General features: G+C 70.8%; 18 protein-coding genes. 4 read left to right on the top strand and 14 right to left on the bottom strand.

Annotated features, from left to right (window positions below; translation table 11 throughout):
• Positions 1 to 102: 102 nt before the first annotated feature.
• The 7 genes from NE235_RS12690 to NE235_RS12660 all read right to left on the bottom strand — a co-directional run bounded on the left by NE235_RS12690 (position 103) and on the right by NE235_RS12660 (position 7,912).
• On the bottom strand, positions 103 to 579 hold the full coding sequence (locus NE235_RS12690; protein WP_252802172.1) for an aggregation-promoting factor C-terminal-like domain-containing protein: 477 nt from the start codon (positions 577 to 579) through the stop codon (positions 103 to 105).
• 413 nt (positions 580 to 992) lie between these two features.
• Entirely contained in the window at positions 993 to 1,799 is an 807-nt protein-coding gene (locus NE235_RS12685; protein ID WP_252802170.1) for an aggregation-promoting factor C-terminal-like domain-containing protein, read from the bottom strand.
• A gap of 598 nt (positions 1,800 to 2,397) precedes the next feature.
• Positions 2,398 to 3,705: a PhoH family protein gene (locus NE235_RS12680; RefSeq protein ID WP_252802163.1), complete on the bottom strand. Its 1,308-nt coding sequence runs from the start codon at positions 3,703 to 3,705 to the stop codon at positions 2,398 to 2,400.
• 162 nt (positions 3,706 to 3,867) lie between these two features.
• A complete protein-coding gene (locus NE235_RS12675; RefSeq protein ID WP_252802162.1) occupies positions 3,868 to 4,629 on the bottom strand; it encodes an isoprenyl transferase in 762 nt (253 codons plus the stop codon).
• Positions 4,630 to 4,664: 35 nt separating this feature from the next.
• Positions 4,665 to 5,291 (bottom strand): hypothetical protein, encoded by a 627-nt coding sequence (locus NE235_RS12670; protein WP_252802160.1) that lies wholly within the window; start codon positions 5,289 to 5,291, stop codon positions 4,665 to 4,667.
• A 270-nt stretch (positions 5,292 to 5,561) separates the two neighbouring features.
• A complete protein-coding gene (locus NE235_RS12665; protein ID WP_252802158.1) occupies positions 5,562 to 7,097 on the bottom strand; it encodes a phosphoenolpyruvate carboxykinase in 1,536 nt (511 codons plus the stop codon).
• Positions 7,098 to 7,387: 290 nt separating this feature from the next.
• A complete protein-coding gene (locus tag NE235_RS12660; RefSeq protein WP_289848526.1) occupies positions 7,388 to 7,912 on the bottom strand; it encodes a hypothetical protein in 525 nt (174 codons plus the stop codon).
• Between the two features lie 114 nt (positions 7,913 to 8,026).
• On the opposite strand from NE235_RS12660, the gene NE235_RS12655 reads away from it, so the two are divergent.
• Entirely contained in the window at positions 8,027 to 9,556 is a 1,530-nt protein-coding gene (locus NE235_RS12655; protein WP_252802156.1) for an MFS transporter, read from the top strand.
• Positions 9,537 to 10,154 (top strand): acyl-CoA-like ligand-binding transcription factor, encoded by a 618-nt coding sequence (locus tag NE235_RS12650; protein ID WP_252802154.1) that lies wholly within the window; start codon positions 9,537 to 9,539, stop codon positions 10,152 to 10,154. Before NE235_RS12655 ends, NE235_RS12650 begins: the two co-directional genes overlap by 20 nt.
• Positions 10,155 to 10,179: 25 nt before the next feature.
• On the opposite strand, the gene NE235_RS12645 is transcribed toward NE235_RS12650, so the two are convergent.
• From NE235_RS12645 to NE235_RS12635, 3 genes are all read right to left on the bottom strand, one after another.
• Positions 10,180 to 11,334, bottom strand: a complete 1,155-nt coding sequence (locus NE235_RS12645; RefSeq protein WP_252802152.1) for a C40 family peptidase — start codon at positions 11,332 to 11,334, stop codon at positions 10,180 to 10,182.
• A 320-nt stretch (positions 11,335 to 11,654) separates the two neighbouring features.
• On the bottom strand, positions 11,655 to 13,640 hold the full coding sequence (locus tag NE235_RS12640; protein ID WP_252802150.1) for a thioredoxin domain-containing protein: 1,986 nt from the start codon (positions 13,638 to 13,640) through the stop codon (positions 11,655 to 11,657).
• A gap of 180 nt (positions 13,641 to 13,820) precedes the next feature.
• Positions 13,821 to 14,327, bottom strand: coding sequence for a MarR family winged helix-turn-helix transcriptional regulator (locus NE235_RS12635; protein WP_252802148.1), 507 nt, complete (start codon positions 14,325 to 14,327; stop codon positions 13,821 to 13,823).
• Positions 14,328 to 14,482: 155 nt separating this feature from the next.
• On the opposite strand from NE235_RS12635, the gene NE235_RS12630 reads away from it, so the two are divergent.
• Both NE235_RS12630 and NE235_RS12625 read left to right on the top strand, forming a co-directional pair.
• Positions 14,483 to 15,445 (top strand): aldo/keto reductase, encoded by a 963-nt coding sequence (locus tag NE235_RS12630; protein WP_406567568.1) that lies wholly within the window; start codon positions 14,483 to 14,485, stop codon positions 15,443 to 15,445.
• Between the two features lie 240 nt (positions 15,446 to 15,685).
• A complete protein-coding gene (locus NE235_RS12625; RefSeq protein WP_252802145.1) occupies positions 15,686 to 16,234 on the top strand; it encodes a hypothetical protein in 549 nt (182 codons plus the stop codon).
• Between the two features lie 52 nt (positions 16,235 to 16,286).
• Here NE235_RS12625 and NE235_RS12620 read toward each other — a convergent pair whose 3' ends face one another.
• Genes NE235_RS12620 through NE235_RS12605 form a run of 4 tightly spaced genes read right to left on the bottom strand, consistent with a single transcriptional unit; the run spans position 16,287 to position 20,185 of the window.
• Positions 16,287 to 16,970 (bottom strand): hypothetical protein, encoded by a 684-nt coding sequence (locus NE235_RS12620; RefSeq protein WP_252802438.1) that lies wholly within the window; start codon positions 16,968 to 16,970, stop codon positions 16,287 to 16,289.
• 16 nt (positions 16,971 to 16,986) lie between these two features.
• Positions 16,987 to 18,261 carry an ABC transporter permease gene (locus NE235_RS12615; protein ID WP_252802143.1) on the bottom strand — a complete coding sequence of 425 codons (1,275 nt, stop codon included), beginning with the start codon at positions 18,259 to 18,261 and terminating at the stop codon, positions 16,987 to 16,989.
• A complete protein-coding gene (locus NE235_RS12610; RefSeq protein WP_252802142.1) occupies positions 18,258 to 18,995 on the bottom strand; it encodes an ABC transporter ATP-binding protein in 738 nt (245 codons plus the stop codon). The genes NE235_RS12615 and NE235_RS12610 overlap by 4 nt, the downstream gene beginning before the upstream one ends.
• Positions 18,992 to 20,185 carry an efflux RND transporter periplasmic adaptor subunit gene (locus NE235_RS12605; RefSeq protein WP_252802141.1) on the bottom strand — a complete coding sequence of 398 codons (1,194 nt, stop codon included), beginning with the start codon at positions 20,183 to 20,185 and terminating at the stop codon, positions 18,992 to 18,994. The genes NE235_RS12610 and NE235_RS12605 overlap by 4 nt, the downstream gene beginning before the upstream one ends.
• Between the last annotated feature and the right edge of the window lie 42 nt (positions 20,186 to 20,227).

Here is a 20,227-nt window from a genome sequence, read left to right as displayed (position 1 = left end):
CACGCCCGGCTCGACACCGCTCCCGGCCGCGTTTGTGCCGCTCTTTTACCGAGTTGTTGCCGCCGATCAGGAGTGTCGGGGTGAAGCGACGGCCGATCGGTCTCAGTACCAGCCGGTGCGGCGCATGTGTGACCATGCGCCGCAGGGCGTCTTGTACCGGCCCTTGATGTACTTCAGACCCCATTTGATCTGGGTCGCCGGGTTGGTCTTCCAGTCCTTGCCCGCGCTGCGCATCTTCTTGCCGGGCAGCGCCTGCGGGATGCCGTACGCGCCGGACCAGGGGTTGTGCGCCTTGTGGTTCCAGCTGCTCTCGCGGTTCCAGAGCTTTACCAGGCAGGGGAACTGTTTCTTGTAGCCGTGCGCCCAGCGCTTCTTCACGAGCGGCTTGGCGATGTGCTCGTTCCGCTGCTTGCGGGTGAGCTTGTGCTGCGCGGCGACGGTGGTGACCCGGGCGACGGCCGTGGTGGGCGACGCGGCCTGAGCCGGCGCCTCGGCGGTGAGACCGACGCTGAGGCAGACACCGAGGGAGAGGACCACGGCCTTGGCCGCGGAGAACCCGTTCGGGCGGTTGGAGGACAAGAAGGACCTTCCGTCAGCCGACGCGCCGGTCGCGCGGCGAGCGGTGTACGCCTCGGCCGAAGCAGCCTTCATAGAGCGGGAGGAAGGCGACCGGGCCACCGGCGGCGTCGCTGTCGGACGCCGTGTCCGGCCGTGGGGGACGGCCGGCTTCCGAGGCGGTTGCGGCGGGTGTTCCGCCGCGTCATCCCGACGGGAGTTTCACGATCCCGCGGGGGTGGTACTCCGCAGGCGCCTGGGGCCCCGCGGGTGATGTCCCGCAGAGGCGATCCGGTCCTGCGGGTGATGCTCCGCAGGTGCCGTCCGGCCCTGCGGGCGGAGCTCCGCACGCGAATCCCGCGCGGGGAGCACCACGTTCGGTGGGGAGCCTGCGGGTACGGCCCGGCGGCCCGTGGCCGCCGGGCCGGGAGGATCCGTCAGTACCAGCCGGTGCTCTGGGAGTGCGCCCAGGCGCCGCACGGCTTGCCGTAGCGGCTCTTGATGTAGCCGAGGCCCCACTTGATCTGGGTGGTGGCGTTGTTCTGCCAGTCGGGCCCGGCGCTGGCCATCTTCGAGCCGGGAAGCGCCTGCGGGATGCCGTACGCGCCGGAGGGGTTCGCCGCGTGCACCCGCCAGCCGCTCTCGCGGTTCCACAGGTTCACGAGGCAGCCGAACTGGGTGCTCGGGTCGAAGCCGTAGCTCGGCAGCAGCTGTTTCGCGATCCGCTGGGCCTCGCTCGCCGGCACGGGGTTGCCCGCGCTGCCCCCGGCCGGGGTGGGCGTCGACGTCTTGGTCGGGATCGGCTCGCCCTTGGCCAGCAGCGAGGGCCGGTCCTTCTCGGTCCGGGCGGCGCGCAGAGCGCGCTTCTGCAGCTCCTTGCGGCGCGCCGTCTCGAGGCTCTTGCGCTGCTTCTCGGTCATCGGAGCCGGCTGCTGCGCCTCGGCCTGCACCTGCTGGGCGGGAGGCTCGGCGGACTGCTTGGCGGCTCCGGAGTCGCCTCCGGTGAGCGCGAAGGCGGCGGTGCCGCCGCCGACGACCACGGCGGCCGCCGCGGCGATCGCCCCGATCTTGAGCAGCTTGCCGGAGGGGCGGGGCTTGCGGCGCATCGACGCGAAGTCGTCGCCCCCGGCGGAACCGGGGCCGTTCGGCGGCGTCGGGCCGCCGGGAACGGGACCGCCGAAGTCGTGGCGGGTGGCTTCGAGGTCATCGACCGGAGCGGTTTCGGCCGTCTCCGGGATGGGCATCGCAGAAGTGGCACCCGAGAGATCCGGCCGCTCGGGCTGCGGCGCGAGGGGAGAACCCGCCACCTTGACGTCGTCGGACGCGGGGTGGTCTTGGGGGAAACGAGCGTCGTCCCACGGTCCGTGGGGCTCGGTGCCGTCTTGTCGATCGTCTCGCCCGGGGGACCCGAAACGGTCTCCGTACAAGGCGGTCCTTCCGACGGTCGCACGCGCATGGGCACGCGTACGAGTACCTTCACCCCCGGTGCCGTCGCGGTCTCCGGCGCGGCACCCTGGGCGGGCGTCTCCTCTCGGGGTACGGCGCAGGGGGACGCGCCGGGACCGGGAGGTGTCCCGCAGGAGTGCTTACGGCGGACCACACTGCATTAAGACGGGGGGTACTCCGCAACCGGAATGGCGTGACTGATCTCACGACTAATCGCGTCACACTGGACACAACACCCCGAATACCCACGTCAATCGGGAGTTCGGGCAGTAGCACGATCGTTATGTGACGTTGGTCACATGCAACGATCCCGGCACGCGAAACTTCGTACGGTGACGAAGAACGGGGCTCCCCCGATGGAAGCGAGGGAGCCCCGGCAGGGATCGGCCGGCCCGATCAGACGCCGACGTCGCCGAGCGTCTCGGTCACGAGAGCGGCGATCGGCGACCGTTCGGACCTGGTCAGGGTCACATGGGCGAACAGCGGGTGGCCCTTGAGCTTCTCGACCACCGCGACGACGCCGTCATGGCGGCCGACGCGCAGGTTGTCACGCTGCGCGATGTCGTGGGTGAGCACCACGCGCGAGCCGGTGCCGATGCGCGACAGCACGGTCAGGAGCACTCCGCGCTCCAGCGACTGCGCCTCGTCGACGATCACGAACGAGTCGTGCAGGGAACGGCCGCGGATGTGGGTCAGCGGCAGCACCTCGAGCATGCCGCGGTCGAGGACCTCCTCGATGACCTCGGGCGTGGTCATCGCCGACAGCGTGTCGTACACCGCCTGGCCCCACGGCGACATCTTCTCGTTCTCGGTGCCGGGCAGGTAGCCGAGATCCTGCCCGCCGACCGCGTACAGCGGCCGGAACACCACGACCTTGCGGTGGCTGCGGCGTTCGAGGACGGCCTCCAGGCCGGCGCACAGCGCCATCGCCGACTTGCCCGTGCCGGCCCGTCCGCCGAGCGAGATGATGCCGATGTCCTCGTCCATGAGCAGGTCCAGCGCGATCCGCTGCTCCGCCGACCGCCCGCGCAGGCCGAACACCTCACGGTCGCCGCGTACGAGCTGTACGGACTTGTCGGGCAGCACACGCCCGAGGGCCGAGCCGCCGGCCGAGATCAGCCGTAGCCCGGTGTGGCACAGCAGGTCGCGGGCCTCCGGGAGCTCCAGCCGCCCCGCGTCGTACAGCTCCTCCAGCTGATCGGCCGCCACCTCGAGCTCCGCCATGCCGGTGTGGCCCGTCTCGACCACCGTCTCGGCGCGGTACTCCTCCGCCGCCAGGCCGACCGACGCGGCCTTCACCCGCAGCGGCAGGTCCTTCGACACGAGCACGACGTCGTGCCCCTCCTGGGACAGCGCCAGCGCCACCGTGAGGATCCGGGTGTCGTTGTCGCCGAGCCGGAAGCCGGCCGGCAGGATCGACGGGTCGGAGTGGTTGAGCTCGACTCGGACCGTTCCACCCTCGTCGCCGATCGGCAGCGGCTCGTCCAGTCGTCCGTGGGCGACCCGCAGGTCATCCAGGGTGCGGAGGGCGTTCCGTGCGAAGTAGCCGAGCTCCGGGTGGTGGCGCTTGGCCTCGAGTTCGGTGATCACGACGATCGGGAGTACGACCTCGTGCTCGGCGAACCGGGTCAGCGCCCCGGGGTCGGCGAGCAGAACGCTGGTGTCGAGGACGTACGTGCGCCGGGTGGCGGCAAGTGTGGCCACTCGTTCTCCTTCGGGCGCCTGCCCAGGCGGGTCGCCTGGGAAAGCGCCCTTTCCTCGGGGGGACCTGATACGACGCTAGGCCGGGAGAACCACCCGAGAACAGACGCGCACCGAGTGCTCGACCGGCCGAAACCGGTCGTTCGGGAACGCTCTACGAAGGGTTCACGAGCCGTAGCGCCGATGCCGCGCGGCGTAGGAACGAATCGCCCGCAGGAAGTCGACCTTGCGGAAGTCAGGCCAGAAGGCCTCGCAGAAGTAGAACTCCGAGTGGGCGCTCTGCCAGAGCATGAAGCCGGACAGGCGCTGCTCTCCCGACGTCCGGATGACCAGGTCCGGGTCGGGTTGGCCGCGGGTGTACAGATGCTCCGCGATGTGCTCCACATCGAGGAACTCGGCCAGTTCCTCGATGCTGGTGCCCCTGCTCGCGTGTTCGTGCAGGAGTGAGCGCACCGCATCAGCGATCTCACGCCTACCTCCATACCCAACCGCGACGTTCACAATCAGACCAGGAGCGTCAGATGTGCTTTCGGCGGCCTGCTTCAGCACACGTGCGGTTTTGTCGGGCAGAAGGTCGAGCGCGCCGACCGGCTGGACACGCCAGCCTTGAGCGGCCAGATCCTCCACGGTCTTCTCGATGATCGCCAGCAGCGGATCCAGCTCCTGCGCCGGCCGGGAGAGGTTGTCGGTCGACAGCAGCCACAGCGTGACCACCTCGACGCCCGTCTCCTGCGACCACTGCAGCAGCTCGGAGATCTTGTCGGCTCCCCGCTGGTGCCCGGTGGCGACGTCGCTGTGCCCCATCGATCGCGCCCACCGGCGGTTGCCGTCCAGGATCACCCCGATGTGGCGCGGCGCGGTGTCCGGGCGGAGCCTCGTCTCAAGCCGTCGTTCGTAAAGCTTGTAGACCAGGTCCCGCAAGCCCATTTGCTCGCACCTTCTTCGTCGACGACGCCGGGGGATCAGCAGTCAATTATCGCCCCAGACGGGGCATGCCGGGCGCTTACCGGTGAACTCGTGAGGACGTCTCGGTAATCGGCGCCCACGAGCCGCGCCTCGACCACCAGAGTCGTCAGGAGGTCGGCGAGCTCGGCCGAGGTCAGAACGGCTCGCACGCCGTGGCCCTCCGGCCCCCATGCCTCGACGACGGCGCGCCGGGACAGCCGCCACTCGCCGCCGTGGTGATCCGGGGCGGACAGCCAGGCGTACGACGTGCGCAGCGTGCACCGGAGTTCGGCGGTGCCGGGGGTGTCCGCGCGGTCCCGGCGCCGGAACGCGAAAAGTTCGGGCTCCCGGGTGCCGAAGCAATGATCCTCCGAGGCGCCCGGCGCCGTGGCGGCCGCCGGCTCGGGGAAGCGATCCGCCGGGTCGGGCCAGGCGCGGGCCACCGGTGAGCCGCCGGCGCGGGCGTCGGCGACCCGGCGGGCGAGCGTGGCCAGGGAGTACCCACAGCGCTCGCCCACGACGCCGAACGACCGGCCGTCGACCCGCAGTTCGAGCGTGACCTCGTACGGGGTGCCCGCCCGGTCGCGGACCGGAACCATGATCACCTCAAGCCGCGATCCGTCGACGCAGCGTAGTTCTCCCACATGGGTAAGCGTAGATTGCTCGTTTGCCGCAGATCGAGACGTCGCGTGATGCTTGACCCGACCCTGACCCGGGTGGGCCGGTGTGGAACGCCCCGGCCGGCCCGTGAGCCGCCACAGGGCGGGCGTGGGAAGTTCGCGCGGACGCCGTGAAACGCCGCGGCCCGGCGGGTGGTCCGCCGCAGGACCGGCGTGGAGGGCCCGCGCGGGACGGCGTGAAACGCCCCGGCGGCGGGTGTCCCGCCGCCGGGGCGTACCCATCCCCGAGATGGCTCAGCCGATCGACTTGACGATCGCCTCGTCCAGGCCGGTGAAGGATGAGAGGTATTCCCGGCGCTCGGCTTTCAAACGCTCGACCATGGCGTCGTACTCCTCCATCCGGCCCTGCCGCTCGTAGAGCCGCCGGGGCTGGAGGATCTCGAGGTCGTCGATGCCGGGTACGGACGACGCGATCTCGTACCCGAAGTCCGGGTCGTCCTCCCATTCGATCGTGCCCTCGACGATGGCCTGCACGATCGCCGACGAGTGCGGGATCTTGACCTTCTTGCCGCGGTCGTCGCCCTCGCCGCCGCCGACGCGACCGGTGTTGAGGACGAACACCTTCAACTCGTGGCTGTCGAGGAGTTCAAGCATCCGGTTGCCCATGTCGGCCATGTCGCGCGGGAAGAACGGGTTCGTCCCCGGCACGCGCAGGAACTTCCCGTCCTCGTCCTTGCCGCCGGCGCTCGTGCCCGTCGTCTCGCCGAGCATGAAGTACGCGGCCGCCTGCGCCCGGTCGAGCCGGGCCACGCCCGGGACGATGTTCTCGTTGCGGTTGAGGATGAGCAGGAACTCGGCGGGCTCGACCTTGTCGGCCGGCCACGGGTCCACGTACTTGAACGGCCACGTGGTCCGGCCGTTCTTGGTGTAGGAGGTGTCGAAGAAGTCGACCTTGCCGTCCGCGTCGACCGAGACGTTCTCGAGGTAGGCGTCGGGCTTCACCGTGGCGTGGTAGATGGTCGGCTCGAATTCCGGATCGAGGCCGAAGGTCTTGGCGAAGCAGCCGTTCTCGGTCGTGTAGACGCGACCGCCCGGCATCAAGGCGATGAAGTCGTCCTGCACGGGCTTACTGCCGAGCTGAGTGGTGAAAGTCGTCGTCGTCTTGCCGGTGCCGGACAGGCCCACGATGAGCACCGTCTTGTTCTCGCCGCCCACCGGGATCACTTTGCAGCCCGCGTGCAGAGAAAGGCCACCGCGCTCATAAACGATGTTGTTCCACATCCGCAGGCCGCCCTTCTTGGACTCCCCGAAGTAGTCCGAATTGAAGACCCGCGTGATGCCGGCGTTGAGGTCGACCGCGATGAGCCGGTCGTTCGGGTATCCCTCCATCGGGAGGTTCGGGGTGTACACCACCGTGGTGTCGGGCTCCCACGTCGCCGGGTCGTAGTCCTCGTCGACCGGGTAGAACAACTGCTTCTGCATGCCGGCGATGTTGGCGTTCGACGCCTCGATGACCAGGCGCGCCCTCGTACGGAAGCCGGGGTCGCTGCCGATGTAGCCGTCCACCACGACTACGTCGCGCCCGGCGAGGTGGTCGTCCTGCGCGGCGGCGACGCGGTCGTACTCGGCCCGAGTGATCGTCTGCTTGGTGGTGTTGGTCGAGTCGTCCACGATGTAGGTGGACTTGGCGCTGCGGCTGTCCACGCGGGCCTTGACCACCACGTTGCCGAACTCGGTCACCTGGGAGTTGGGCATCTTCTCGGTGAGTTCGCGCAGCCGGGCCGCGGTCGGATTCCACTCGACCGACCCGGCCTTGACCTCATACGCCACGATCGCTCCTTCGCACGGGGACACCCGATGGTTTGATGTCGGGATTTCGTGAGTGTACCCACAAGCAGCCTTTTGAACATCCCCCGGCAAAGTGATCTCAACCGCAGAGAAGGTCCCTATCGGAGCATTGGTTTAGACCTTTGGATTAGACCACTGGATTAGACCTTTGGCCTAGACCGGACCACATTTCTTGTTCCCTTGTTTCGAGTTCGTTTCGGCTTTCTCGATTAAGGCGCCGGGCCGGCGAGCCGGCGGCGGCAGCCCGGCTCGGGCCCGGGGCCCCGCCGCCGTCAGACCTGGGGCCCGGCGGCCCGTGCGCGCTCGACGTGCAACAGCGCGTCCCGCAACTCGGCCAGCCACTCGTCGGCGTTCTTGCCCACGAGGCGGACACACCAGGCGAGCGCGTCGCTCCGGCTGCGCGCCACGCCCGCGTCGACCAGCGTGTCGAGGACTCTGCGTTCCGGCTGGCGGAGCCTCGTCATCACCGGCACCGACAGCGTGGTGAACATGACCTTCTCGCCGCCGCACTCGACACCCCAGGAGACCTTGCGGGCGAAGCGGTGCTCGGCCTCTTTCGCGATGCGGACCCGGCGGTCCCGGGTGTCCTCCCGGAAGCGCTGGATCAGGTCGGCGACGGCCTCGGACCGCTCGGCCTCGGAGGCACCCTCGGGAACGCCGGGCTCGGCCAGCCGGCCGATCACGCTGATCTCCTCGCGGTCGAGGACGACGCGGGGCGGCCCGTCGAACCAATCCTCGGGCAACCGGCCGGCGAACCACTCGCGGAGTTTCTCCTCCGCGCCTTCGGTCGTAGTCATGTAATCATGATTACACAGCTCCCCGTGCCCGCCAAGGTCTCCTCAGGGTTGACAGTTACAGCGTTCTGATAGTTACTATCAATTCAGTGCGTCAACCAATAGGAAGCTACTGTCATGACCACTTCCGACAGCCGGCGATGGTGGGTGCTCGGCGCCCTCGTCGTCATCCTGCTCGCCGTCGGCCTCGACCTCACTGCGCTCAACGTCGCCCTCCCCACGCTGTCCGCGCAGCTCAACGCGGGAACGAGCGCGCTGCAGTGGATCGTCGCCTCGTACACGCTCGTCTCGGCGACCCTGCTGATCCCCACCGGGCTCATCGGCGACCGGTACGGCCGGAAGAAGACCCTTCTCACCGGCGTGGCGGTGTTCCTCCTCGGCTCGCTCGTCGCCACGCTGGTCTCCGGCCCTGCCGGACTGATCACCGCCCGCACGCTCATGGGCGTCGGCTCGGCGGCCATCACGACACTGGCCATGTCGGTGCTGCTCGTGGTGTTCCCGCCCGAGGAGCGGCCGAAGGCCCTCGGCGCCTGGGCGGCCGCGTCGTTCCTGGGCCTCCCCCTCGGCCCGATCATCGGCGGGTACCTGCTCGACCACTTCTGGTGGGGTTCGATCTTCCTGATCAACATCCCGGTCTCGGCGGTCGCGCTCCTCCTGGGGCTCATCCTGATCCCGGAGTCCCGGTCCTCCTCCGCGCCCCGGCCGGACTTCGCCGGCCTGTTGCTGTCGACCGGCGGTCTGGTCGCCCTCGTGTACGGCACCATCCAGGAGGACGAGTACGGCTGGTCGAGTCCCGGTGTGTGGGGCGTGCTGGCGGCCGGCGCGATCGCCCTCGCCGCCTTCGTCACGTGGACCCGGCGCGTCGCCCATCCACTGATCGACCTGCGCCTGTTCGCCGACCGGCGGTTCACCGGCGGGACGGTGCCGGCAACGCTGCTGACCTTCGCGATGTTCGGTGTCCTCTTCGTCGTCCCGCAGTACTTCCAGGCCGTGCTGGGAACGACCCCGCTCGGATCCGGGCTGCGGCTGCTGCCCCTGATCGGCGGCCTCATCGCCTCCTCCCGTCTGGGGGCCCCGCTCGTCAAGCGGATCGGCCCGCGCCGCACCATCGTCACCGGCGGCCTGCTGGTCACCGCCGGGTTCGTCCTCGGCGCGACGACCACCACCGGATCGGGCTACGGGCTCGCGGCGACCTGGCTGACGATCGCGGGCCTGGGAATGGGGCTGATGCTGCCCGCCTCGATGAACGCCGCGATGGGCGCCCTGTCAGCCGAGCAGGCGGGCGTCGGCTCCGCCGTCCTCATGACCATCCGGCTGGTGGGAGGGGCGTTCGGCGCGGCCGTCCTGGGCAGCGTCCTGTCCTCCGGCTACCGCGGGCGCGTGGACGTCACCGGGCTGCCACCCGCGGCGGCCGAGGCCGCCCGGGGCAAGGTCGGGGGCGGCCTCGCGGTCGCCGAGCGGCTGCACGACCCGCGGCTCCTGCACTCGGCGCGGGCGGCGTTCACCCACGGCATGGACCTCACGCTGCTGGCCGGGGCCGGGACCATGGTGGTCGCCGCGCTGCTCGCCGTGATCCTCCTGCCGCGTCGAGGTGCCGATGAGCCCGCGGGTAACGGACAATCAGCACATGAGTACGTCTCCGCTTGAACGGTCCCTCGAACAACGCCTCGGCCTGCGGGAACGGAAGAAGCTGAAGACCCGGCGGTCCATCCAGGAGCACGCGCTCCGGCTCTTCCTGCAACAGGGGTACGACGCCACGACCGTCGAGCAGATCGCCGAGGCCGCGGAGGTGTCCCCCAGCACGTTCTTCCGCTACTTCCCGACCAAGGAGGACACCGTCCTCACGGACGAGTACGACCCGTTCATCCTCGAGGCCTTCCGCACGCAGCCTCCGGAGCTGTCCCCGACGGAGGCGCTCCGCAACGTCCTCCACGACCTCATCGGCGACATGCTGGCCTCGGACCGGCAGCGGATTCTCGACCGGAGCCGCCTGATGCTCGCCGTCCCGGCCCTGCGCGCCCGTCAGGGCGAGCAGACCCGGGAGACCCAGGACAGGATCGTCGCGGCCCTCGCCGACCGGCTGGACCGTCCGGTCGGCGACTTCGAGCTGCGGGCGTTCGGCGCCGCGGTCATCGCCGTCTGGGAGACGGCCGTCCTGACCTGGGTGGAGAACGACGGCGAGGGCGACATCCTGGCGCTGCTCGACCGCGGCCTGGACTTCCTCACCGCCGGCTGCCCGCTGTGATGCCGGGTACCTTCGAGGAGAAGGGTCAGGCCTTGGTGGCGGCGAGTTGCGGGTTGACGCGGATGGCGCCCCAGAAGTTGCTCAGGTAGACGTTCTGAATCTGGATCAGGGTGCCCGTGTGCCGCGCGACGACCATCTTGCCGTTGCCGAGGTAGATGGCGATGTGCGAGACGCCGTTGAAGGTCGGGTCGTTCTTCCAGGTCAGCAGGTCACCCGGCTGGGCCTGGCTGTACGGCAGCCGCCAGCCGGCGAAGGCCTGGATGTCGGCGGTGCGCGGCATCTTGATGCCGGCCTGGGCGAAGGCGTACTGGACCAGGCCGGAGCAGTCGTAGCCGCCCTCACGGTCGGACTCGCCGCCCCAGACGTACGGCATGCCGATCTTGGACTCGGCGGCCCGGATGACCGTGTTGACCTGCTCGGCCGTCATCACGCGGCCCGGCGCGCCGGAGGTGCCGCCGGGGACGGTCGGGCCGTCGAACCGGGACTCCAGCGTGGCCGTCTTCGTGCCCTTGGGCAGCAGCTCGGCCAGTTTCCCGCGGAGCTTGGTGAGGTTCGCGTGCGGGGCGCTGACGAGCAGGGCGTTGCCGGACGGCATGCCGATCATCTGCGCGGTGTAGTGCGAGACCACGGCGTCGACCTGGTCGATGCCCATCGTGGCGTAGGCACCGACGCGCACGGACGTCTGGTGGTCTTTCCCGCCGATCCGGGTCTGGGACGCCAGCGGGATGCCGCCGTCCTGCCCCATCGTGAAGGAGATCGCGACGTCGCCGCCCGCGATGTTGTTCCACAGGGCGTCGGACTTGGCGCTCGCCTGGGGCGTGTAGGCGCGGAACGTCGACGGCTCGACGCCCAGCACGCCCACGCGTTTGCCGCCGACGTACGCCCGTGCCGCGTCGACGACCTCCACGTCCTTGACGCCCTTCACCTGGCGCACCTTCTCGATCGCGTCGGCGGGCAGCGTCTGCGCGGAGGCGACCAGCAGGTGCGGCGTGATGGTCTTCTGCAGCGCCGCGACGTGGTAGCTCGTGCTGTCCGCCGCGGCCACGAGTTGCCCACCCGGGAGCCGCAGGGACGGAGGGTGGAACGGCCCGGCGATCACCATCGCCAGGTCCGCGGCGATGGTGGTGGCCAGCGAAACGCCAACGACCGTCGGAAGCATGCGGCGGCTCGCCCAGCGCACGGCGCCCTCCCTCGTCCCCAGTGCGTTGTACGACTATGACCTACGACGGCGATGGTCGTCCAGATGCCCATACGCCACATAAGCCACTGGTGTTCGCCCGTTGGCAGGCGGGCGCTGTTCTGAGGTAACACGTCCGTAAAGCAAAGATCAAGCCCACGGCCGATCTTTATTGACAGGAGTTCCAATGAGTGGCCCGCCGGGCGGGCCGCGCACCGCACGGCGGCGGCCCGTTCACCCACCCGCTCACCGCAGGATGGGAGGCACGCACCGCACGGCGGCGGTCCCGTTCACCACCCGCCCACCGCAGGACGGCAGGCCGCTCACCGCCCGGCGGTGGTCCGGATCTGCTCCTGGAGGGCGCCGACCTCGGTGACCGGGAGCCGGCACGTGAAGTCGCGGCAGACGTACGCGGCGGGGCGTCCGTCGACCGGCGACCGGCCGTCCAGCAGGGGCACCCCGGAGCCGACGGCGACGACGGCGGGCAGCGGGCTGAGCAGCGCGGCCCGGTGCAGGTCCCGGGTACGCGGATCCTCCGCCGGACCCGCGACGGCGATCTCGAGCGGACCGGCGAGGGCCGCCTCGGCGACCGCGAGACCCCAGCCCGCGAAGCGCGAGTGCCGCTGCGCCAGCGGCGTCACCGGGCCGAGAGCGGCCAGAGCGGCCTCGCGGTGCCGCGCCGAGCCGGTGAGCGCGGCGTGCGACAGGAGCGCGCCCGCCGCCGCGAACCGGCCGGACGGCGTCGCGTTGTCGGTCGGATCCTGCGGGCGCTTCCACAGGCGTTCGGCGTCGTCGGCGGTGTCGTAGAAGCCGCCCTGCCCGTCGGCGAACCGCTCCAGAACGACGTCGAGGAGCTCACCGGCGAACCCCGCGTGGCCGGGCTCGCCGGTCACGCCGTACAGCGCGAGGAGCCCCTCGGCGAGGTCGGCGTAGTCCTCCAGGACTCCGGCGTTCGTTCCGGGGCTGCCGGCGCGCGAGGTCCGCAGCAGCCGGCCGTCCCGCCAGTGGGTCTCCCGGAGCAGCCGGACCGTCTCCCCGGCCGCGGCGACGAGGTCGGGCCGGTCGAAGTACGCGCCGCACTCGGCCAGGGCCGCGACCGCCAGGCCGTTCCAGGCGGCGACGACCTTGTCGTCGCGGCCCGGCGGGACCCGCCGGGACCGCGCCTCCAGCAGCGCGGCGCGGATCCGGGCGTACCGCTCGGCGTCGCCTGCGTCCGCGCGCAGTTGCAGGACGGAGGCCCCGTGCTCGGAGGTGCCCGCCTCGGTCACACCGAACAGCCCGGCGGCGTACGCCCCGTCCTCCTCGCCCAGGACCTCGGTCAGCTCCCCGGGCGTCCAGACGTAGTAGGCGCCCTCCTCGGGACGGCCGTCGGCGTTCTCACTGTCGGCGTCCAGGGCGCTGGCGAACCCGCCCTCCGGCGTGCGCAGCTCCCGCACCATCCAGTCGCAGGTCTCCAGGGCGATCCGGCGGGCGAGCGGAGCGCCGGTCAGCCGCCACCAGTGGGCGTACACCCGGGCCAGCAGGGCGTTGTCGTACAGCATCTTCTCGAAGTGCGGCACCCCCCAGCGTGCGTCGACCGAGTACCGGGCGAACCCGCCGCCGAGCTGGTCGTACATGCCGCCCCGCGCCATCGCCTCCAGGGTGCCCTCGGCCATCGCGAGGCCGTCACCGCCGCGCGCGGCGTGGCGCAGCAGGAACTCCAGCACCATTGACGGCGGGAACTTCGGCGCCGTGCCGAACCCGCCGTTCGCCTCGTCGTACGTCCGCGCCAGGTCCCGTACCGCGGTCTCCGGCACGTCCGGCGCCGGGGCGCCCTCGCCGCCGATCGCGGCCTGCCCGGACAGGGCCTCGACGACCTTCTGTCCCTGGGCGATCACGTCGTCGCGCTTGTCCCGCCACGCCTGCGCCACCGCCCGCAGAAGCTGCTGGAAGTGCGGCCGGGGGAAGTAGGTGCCGCAGTAGAACGGCTCGCCGCCGGGCGTCATGAAGACGGTCATCGGCCAGCCGCCCTGGCCCGTCATCGCCTGGGTGGCCTCCATGTACACCGCGTCGACGTCGGGGCGCTCCTCGCGGTCCACCTTGACGCTGACGAACAGGTCGTTCATCAGCCGCGCCGTCGCCTCGTCCTCGAAGGACTCGTGCGCCATGACGTGGCACCAGTGGCAGGCGGCGTAGCCGACGCTCAGCAGGATCGGCACGTCCCTGCGGCGCGCCTCCTCGAACGCCTCATCCCCCCAGGGGAACCAGTGGACGGGGTTGTCCGCGTGCTGCAGCAGGTACGGGCTCGTGGCGTCCTTGAGTCGATTCATCTGTGGTCCCGCCGTGGTCGGTGCGTCCGTACGTCCGGGTCCGGGGCCGGCTTCACCGTGCCCCGCCCGGTCAGTGGGTGGTCCTGCGTTTCACGCGTCACCTGCCCGGGCAGCCGACCGCGAACCCTCACACCGTATCGATCCCGCCCCGGCATGGCCGGTCCCGGTGATCCGCCCGGACTACCGGGGCCGGCCCCCATCGGGCACGCGGGCCGGGGAGCGGTGCGAACGCGCGTGCCTCTCGACAGCCGTCAGTGCTTCGCGCAGGTTCACCCGAGCCGGCTCATCCACCGGGGCGAGCAGCGCTCGCTCGGCCTCCTCGCAGGCTACGACGGCCTTCTCCACGGTGTCGCGGCCTCTTTCGGTCAGCAGGACCACGTTGCGGCGCCGGTCGTTCGGGTCGGGGTGGCGTATGACCAGTCCTTGTTCGGCCAGGGCGTCGAGGTGGATCACCATCGTGCTCCGGTCGATGCCCAGGCGTTCCGCGGCCTGCTGCTGGGACAGCGGCTCGCTGTCGGCCAGCAGGAGCAGCACGCCCAGCCGCCGGTCGTCGAGCCCGAAGGGCTCCAGCGCCTCGGTGGTCAAGGCGGACAGTCGCTGCATCGAACGCTTGAGGAGGAAGGCCAGCCGGGATGTCAGGTGAGGGCCGGGGCCGACGTCAGTGTCGGTGTCTTCGATCGACGACATGGCACTAGCGTACGCTACGCTGATTATCAGTTCGACTGACAATCAGTCGATCGCCTTATCGCCCCGACTGCAGCCCAATAGAGGACACCCTGATGAAGTACCGCACGCTCGGCCGCACCGGCATCCAGGTCAGCCCCTACTGCCTGGGCGCAATGATGTTCGGCGCCATCGGCAATCCGGATCACGACGACTCCATCCGCATCATCCACAAGGCACTCGACGCCGGAATCAACTTCATCGACACCGCCGACATGTACTCCCGCGGCGAGTCCGAGGAGATCGTCGGCAAGGCGATCAAGGGGCGCCGCGACAACGTCGTCCTCGCCACCAAGGTCAACGGCCCCATGGGCGACGACCCCAATCAGCGCGGCACCTCCCGACGTTGGATCATGACCGCGGTCGAGGACTCCCTGCGCAGGCTCGGCACCGACCACATCGACCTCTACCAGCTCCACCGCCTCGACCCCACGGTCGACCTCGAAGAAACCCTGTCCGCCATGACCGATCTGGTGCGCAGCGGCAAGGTCCGCGCCATCGGCTCCTCCACGTTCCCCGCCTCCGCGCTCGTCGAGGCCCAGTGGATCGCCGAAGCCCGCGGATTCGAGCGCCTGCGCACCGAGCAGCCCACCTATTCCATCCTCAACCGCGGCATCGAGCGTGAGATTCTGCCCGTCACAGAGAAGTACGGCATGGGCACCATGGTGTGGAGCCCGCTGGCCCAGGGCATGCTCACCGGGCGCTATCGCAAGGGCCTGCAGCCGACCACGCACCGCGGCGGATCCTTCAAGCACTACAGCGACGAGAACCGCCTCGACGTCGTCGAGCGGCTGATCCCGCTCGCCGAGGAGTCAGGGATCAAAATGACGCATATGGCCGTGGCGTTCGCCATCGCTCACCCCGGCGTCACCTCCGCGATCATCGGCCCACGCACCATGGCCCACCTCGATGACCTCCTCGCCGGCGCCGACACCGTCCTCGACGATGCGCTCTTGGACGCCATTGACGAGATCGTGCCCCCCGGAACCGACGTCGGCCAGCTCGACATGGCGTACCAGCCGCCCGCCCTGAAGGACGCCGGCCTGCGCCGTCGCGCTACCGGAGACCGAACCGCCGCCTGACCAGCCGCGAAATGAGCCGCGCGCCGGGCCCCTCGTGGCCGGAGGGGCCCGGCGCGCAATGCGTCCGTCCCGGGTGCGGAGACGCGTTGAGCCGGGGCGGCCGAAGCGCCGTGCTCACGTGCCCGGCGCTCCCGGTGTTCCGTGGGCGGCGCCGCGACGTCCGCAGGCGGGCGTGTCATGAAGGAAGCTTTCAGGTAGGCCGAAGGCGGGCTCCAGGAAGATCGGCCATCATCGCGGCCCATGCGAATCCTCCACGGCGGAGCGATGCTGGCCTCGGCGGCCGCGCTCGCCGTCTGCGCCGGCTGCGGATCCTCCGGCAGCAAGACGGCCGCCTCACCCTCCGGTTCGGCCGGCGCGTCGGGCGCCGGCGGTTTCGCGGCGTACGCCGCCTGCCTTCGTCAGCACGGTGCCACCATCCCGACCGCCCGCCCCAGCGGGCGGCCCTCCGGCCGGCCGGGGCAGGGAGGCGGCGGATTCGGCCGCTCCTTCGGCGGGGTGAGCCAGGCGGCGCGGGACGCCTGCCGGTCGCTCGCCCCGCAGGGGCAGCGCCAGGGCATGCAGGAGCTGCAGGCGTTCCGCAGTTGCCTCAAGGACCACGGGGTGACGCTTCCGACCCCGACCCCCGGTGCCGGGCGCCCGCCCGCCGCGAACCGTACGCCGGGCGCCCGTCCGTCTCCGGGCATGCGCTACCTCGGCGGGCTGAAGACGTCCGATCCGAAGGTCGCCGCGGCGCTCAAGATCTGCAGACCGCTGCTCCCGACCTTCACCCCCCGCCCCGCGGCGAGCTGAGCCGTACGATCCCTGTCCCACTCCGTGAGAGGCGGGACAGGGGTCTGTGGCGTCAGGGTCGTTGCGTCACCGTGGTGGCCGTGACGCCGCCGTCCTGGCCGGGAGTGCCCTGGACGACCACGGAGGTGCCGGCCTTGAGGTCCTTGACCTTGGCGCTCTTGGTCACCGAGACCTTCGTGGCACCGGTGGTCTTCACGCGCACGATCCCGTCGGCCGTCTGGACGTAGATGACGTCGCCGTCCACGAGCTTGACGGTGCCGGTGGTACCGCCGCCCGCGCCGCCGCCCGCACCGCCCTGACCGGCGGTGCCGCCCTGACCGCCCGCGCCGCCCTGACCCGCCGCGCCGTTCTGGTCCGCCGCGCCGCCCTGACCGGTGGCGCCGCTCCGCGCCGCCGTCCCGCCCTGCGCGCCTCCGCCGAAGGCACCGAGGCGGCCGCCGCCCGCGCCGGGGAGACCGGCTCCGCCCTGGCCGTTCCGGGCGAACTGCGGAAATCCCGCGGTGGTCTGCTTCTTCCCCCAGTGCTTGTCCGCCTGCACACCGCCGACGAAGCCGGCGACGACCAGCACCCCGGCGGCCAGGGCCATCGTGGCGGAGGGAAGCCGGCGGTCCCTCCGTGGCTTGGCCGCGGCCAGTTCCTCGGCGAGGTCACCCTCGAACGGTGAGGTGCGCAGCAGTTCCTCCGGTGGCACCTCGTCGACGGGTGCGTCGCTGCCCTTGCGCCGTGTTCCAGGCACAGTCTCTCCCTAAGTGCTATTCGTGGCGAAGTGCTTCGATCGGCCGGAGCTTGGCCGCGCGGTTGGCCGGATAGCCGCCGAAGAACAGCCCGATGGCGACGGACACGCCGAGCGCCAGCGCGATCGAGCTCGGCACGATCACCGGCTGCACTCCCACGACCGTGAACCGGCTGCCGATCACGCCCGCCGCGACGCCGAGCAGCCCGCCGAGGAGGCTGAGGACGGTCGCCTCGACGAGGAACTGGCCGAGGATCGCGCCCTTCGGCGCTCCGATGGCCTTGCGGATCCCGATCTCGCGGGTCCGTTCGGTGACGGTGACGAGCATGATGTTGGTGATGCCGATGCCGCCGACCAGGAGGCTGATGGCCGCGACCGCGCCGAGCAGCACCGTGAACGTCCGGCTGCTGCTGCTGATCGCCGACTGCAGGGTCGCCTGGTTGAGGATCTGGAAGTCGGCGGCGTTGGACCCGGAGATGCCGTGCCGCTGGTTCAGGATGCCGGTCACCTCGGACTGCGCGGTGTCGACCGCCTTGGGCGACGTGGCCTGCACGACGATCTGGTTCAACGCGCCGTACCCGGTCAGGCTCTGCTGCACGGCCGGCAACGGCGCGATCGCGACGTCGTCGGCGTCCTGGAATCCGGACGAGCCCTTGGTCTTCAACACACCGACGACGGTGAAGTTGACGCCGCTGACGGTGATCTGCCTCCCGACGGGGTCGACGGTGCCGAACAGGTCCTCGGCGACCGTGTTCCCGATGACCACGACCTTGCGGCCGTTCAGTACGTCGTCGGCCGTGAAGTACGTGCCCCGGGCCACCGGGGCGTTGGACGCCTCGAAGTACGCCGGGTACGTGCCGACGAACTGCTGGATCGCGTGGGCGGTCCCCTCGTACGTCGCGTTCGCCGACGACGCGGTCACCACCGGCGAAACGCTCTTCACCGAGGGGGCGCTCTTCGCGTCGGCCAGCGCGCGGGCGTCATCGACGGTCAGGTTCTTCGCCTGGGCGCGGGGCCCGGTCTGCTGCGCCGCTCCCCCTGAGCCGCCGCGCAGCAGCCGGGCGAGTCCGCCGCCCCCGCCGCCGCGGCCGCCCGAGGTGGACGGCATGACGGTCAGGGTGTTGGTGCCGAGGCGTTCGATGTTCTTCTGCACCTGCTGGGACGAGCCGTTCCCGACCGCCACCAGCATGATCACCGCTCCGACGCCGATGAGGATGCCGAGGGTGGTGAGGCCGCTGCGCAGCTTGTTGGCGGCCAGCCCGTGCAGGGCGAACCTGAGGACTTCCAGCGTCATCGGTTCCGCACCTCCGCCTCCGCCGGCCCGGGCGGCGGGCCGGCCACGGGCGCCGCGCGCCGGTCCTCGACGACACGGCCGTCGACGAGCCGGATCACCCGCTTGGCACGGGCCGCGACGTCGTCCTCATGGGTGATCAGCACGATGGTGCGGCCGTCTGCGCTGAGCCGGTCGAGCACGCCTAGGACGTCCTCCGTGGAGCGCGTGTCGAGATTCCCGGTGGGCTCGTCGGCCAGCAGGAGCGCCGGGGAGGTCACCAGCGCGCGGGCGACGGCGATGCGCTGCTGCTGGCCTCCGGACAGTTCGTTCGGCTCGTGGCCGACGCGATCGGCGAGGCCGACCTGCGCCAGCGCGGCCAGCGCCCGCCGCCGCCTTTCCGGGGCCTTCACCCCGCCGTACGCGAGCGGCAGTTCGACGTTGGCCAGCGCGCTCATCCGCGGGATCAGGTTGAAGGACTGGAACACGAACCCGATGCGCCGGTTGCGCAGGACGGCCAGCCGCCGGTCGTCGAGCGCGCCGACGTCGAGACCGTCGAGGAGGTACCGGCCGCCGGTCGGGACGTCGAGGCAGCCCAGGATGTTCATCAGGGTCGACTTGCCCGAACCGGACGCGCCCATGATCGCCACGTAGTCGCCCTCGTCGACGGTGAGGCGGATACCGCGCAACGCGTGCACGGCCGTGTCGCCAGCGCCGTACACCTTGGTGACGTCCTGGACGTCGAGGACGGTCGTCACCCCCGGCCTCCGCCGCGAGCGCCGCCGACGCCACCGCCACCGACACCACCGCCGGCGCCGGGGAAGCGGCCCGCGGGGAATCCGCCGGTGCCCGCCGTCGAGCCGACCGCGATCAGGACCTGGTCGCCCTCGTTCAGCCCGGACTTGATCTCGGTGCCCTGGTCGCCCTGGACACCGGCCTGCACGACCCGGAGCACCTGCCTGCCGCTCTGCAGGACGGTCACGGTGCTGCGGCCACCGGCGGTCCGTACGGCGGCGGTCGGCACGTACAGCACGTTCTGCGCCCGCGCGGTCGTCACCCGGACCGTGGCGGTCGCACCGATGCGCAGCCCGGCGGGCGGATCGGTGAGCGAGACGGTGACGCCGTACTGCACGACGTTGTTCGACGTGGTCGCGGTCTGGTCGATGGCGGTGACCTTGCCGGACGCCTGGGCGTTCTGGACGGCGTCGAACGTCACGGTCGCCTCCTGGCCCTTCTTGAGCTTGGCGACGTCGGCCTCCGTGAAGTTGCCGGTGACCACCAGCCTGGAGGTGTCGGCGATCGTCATGAACCCGCCGCCGGAACCGCTCGACGACCCCGTGGAACCGGCCGAACCCGACGAGCCGGCGGACCCGCCACCGCCGCCCGAGCCGCCCGAACCCGAGGACGAGCCACCGGACGAACCGCTCGAACCGCTCGAACCGCTGGACGATCCGCCGACGGTGCCGTTGACCGTGATGACGGTGCCGTTGAAGGGGGCGACGAGCTCGGTGCCGTCGAGGGCGCGCTTGGCGTTGTTGTAGGACGCCTTCGCCTGCATGTAGGAGGAGTATCCCGAGGCGGTCGACGTGTCACCGGCCTCGGCGGCGTCCAGGGCGGCCCGCGCGGCCTCCAGGTCGTCCCTGGCACCCGCGTCGTCGACGGTGGCCAGGACGCGGCCCTTCTTGACCTTGTCGCCCACCTGCACGTTGATCTTGTCGACCGTGCCGCTGGTCGCGAAGGAGAGGTCCTGGGAGCGGGCGCTGGCGACCGTGCCGGAGGCCGAGACGGAGGCGACGATCGTGCCACGGCTCACCTGGACGGTCCGGCCCGGGGACGACGCACCCGCGTCATCGCTCAACGAGAAGTACGCGACCCCGGCCCCGCCCACGAGCAGAACGGCCAGAGCGCCGTTGACGAGCACGCTACGACGTCGGAGGAGGGATTTCACCCGCCAAAGGCTCCCGGAACCTGCTTGGGCGAACCTGATCCG

The sequence above is a fragment of the Actinoallomurus spadix genome (assembly GCF_024055725.1).
GTDB classification, from domain to species: Bacteria; Actinomycetota; Actinomycetes; order Streptosporangiales; family Streptosporangiaceae; genus Actinoallomurus; species Actinoallomurus spadix.
This window is presented reverse-complemented; position numbering and strand designations above follow the sequence as displayed.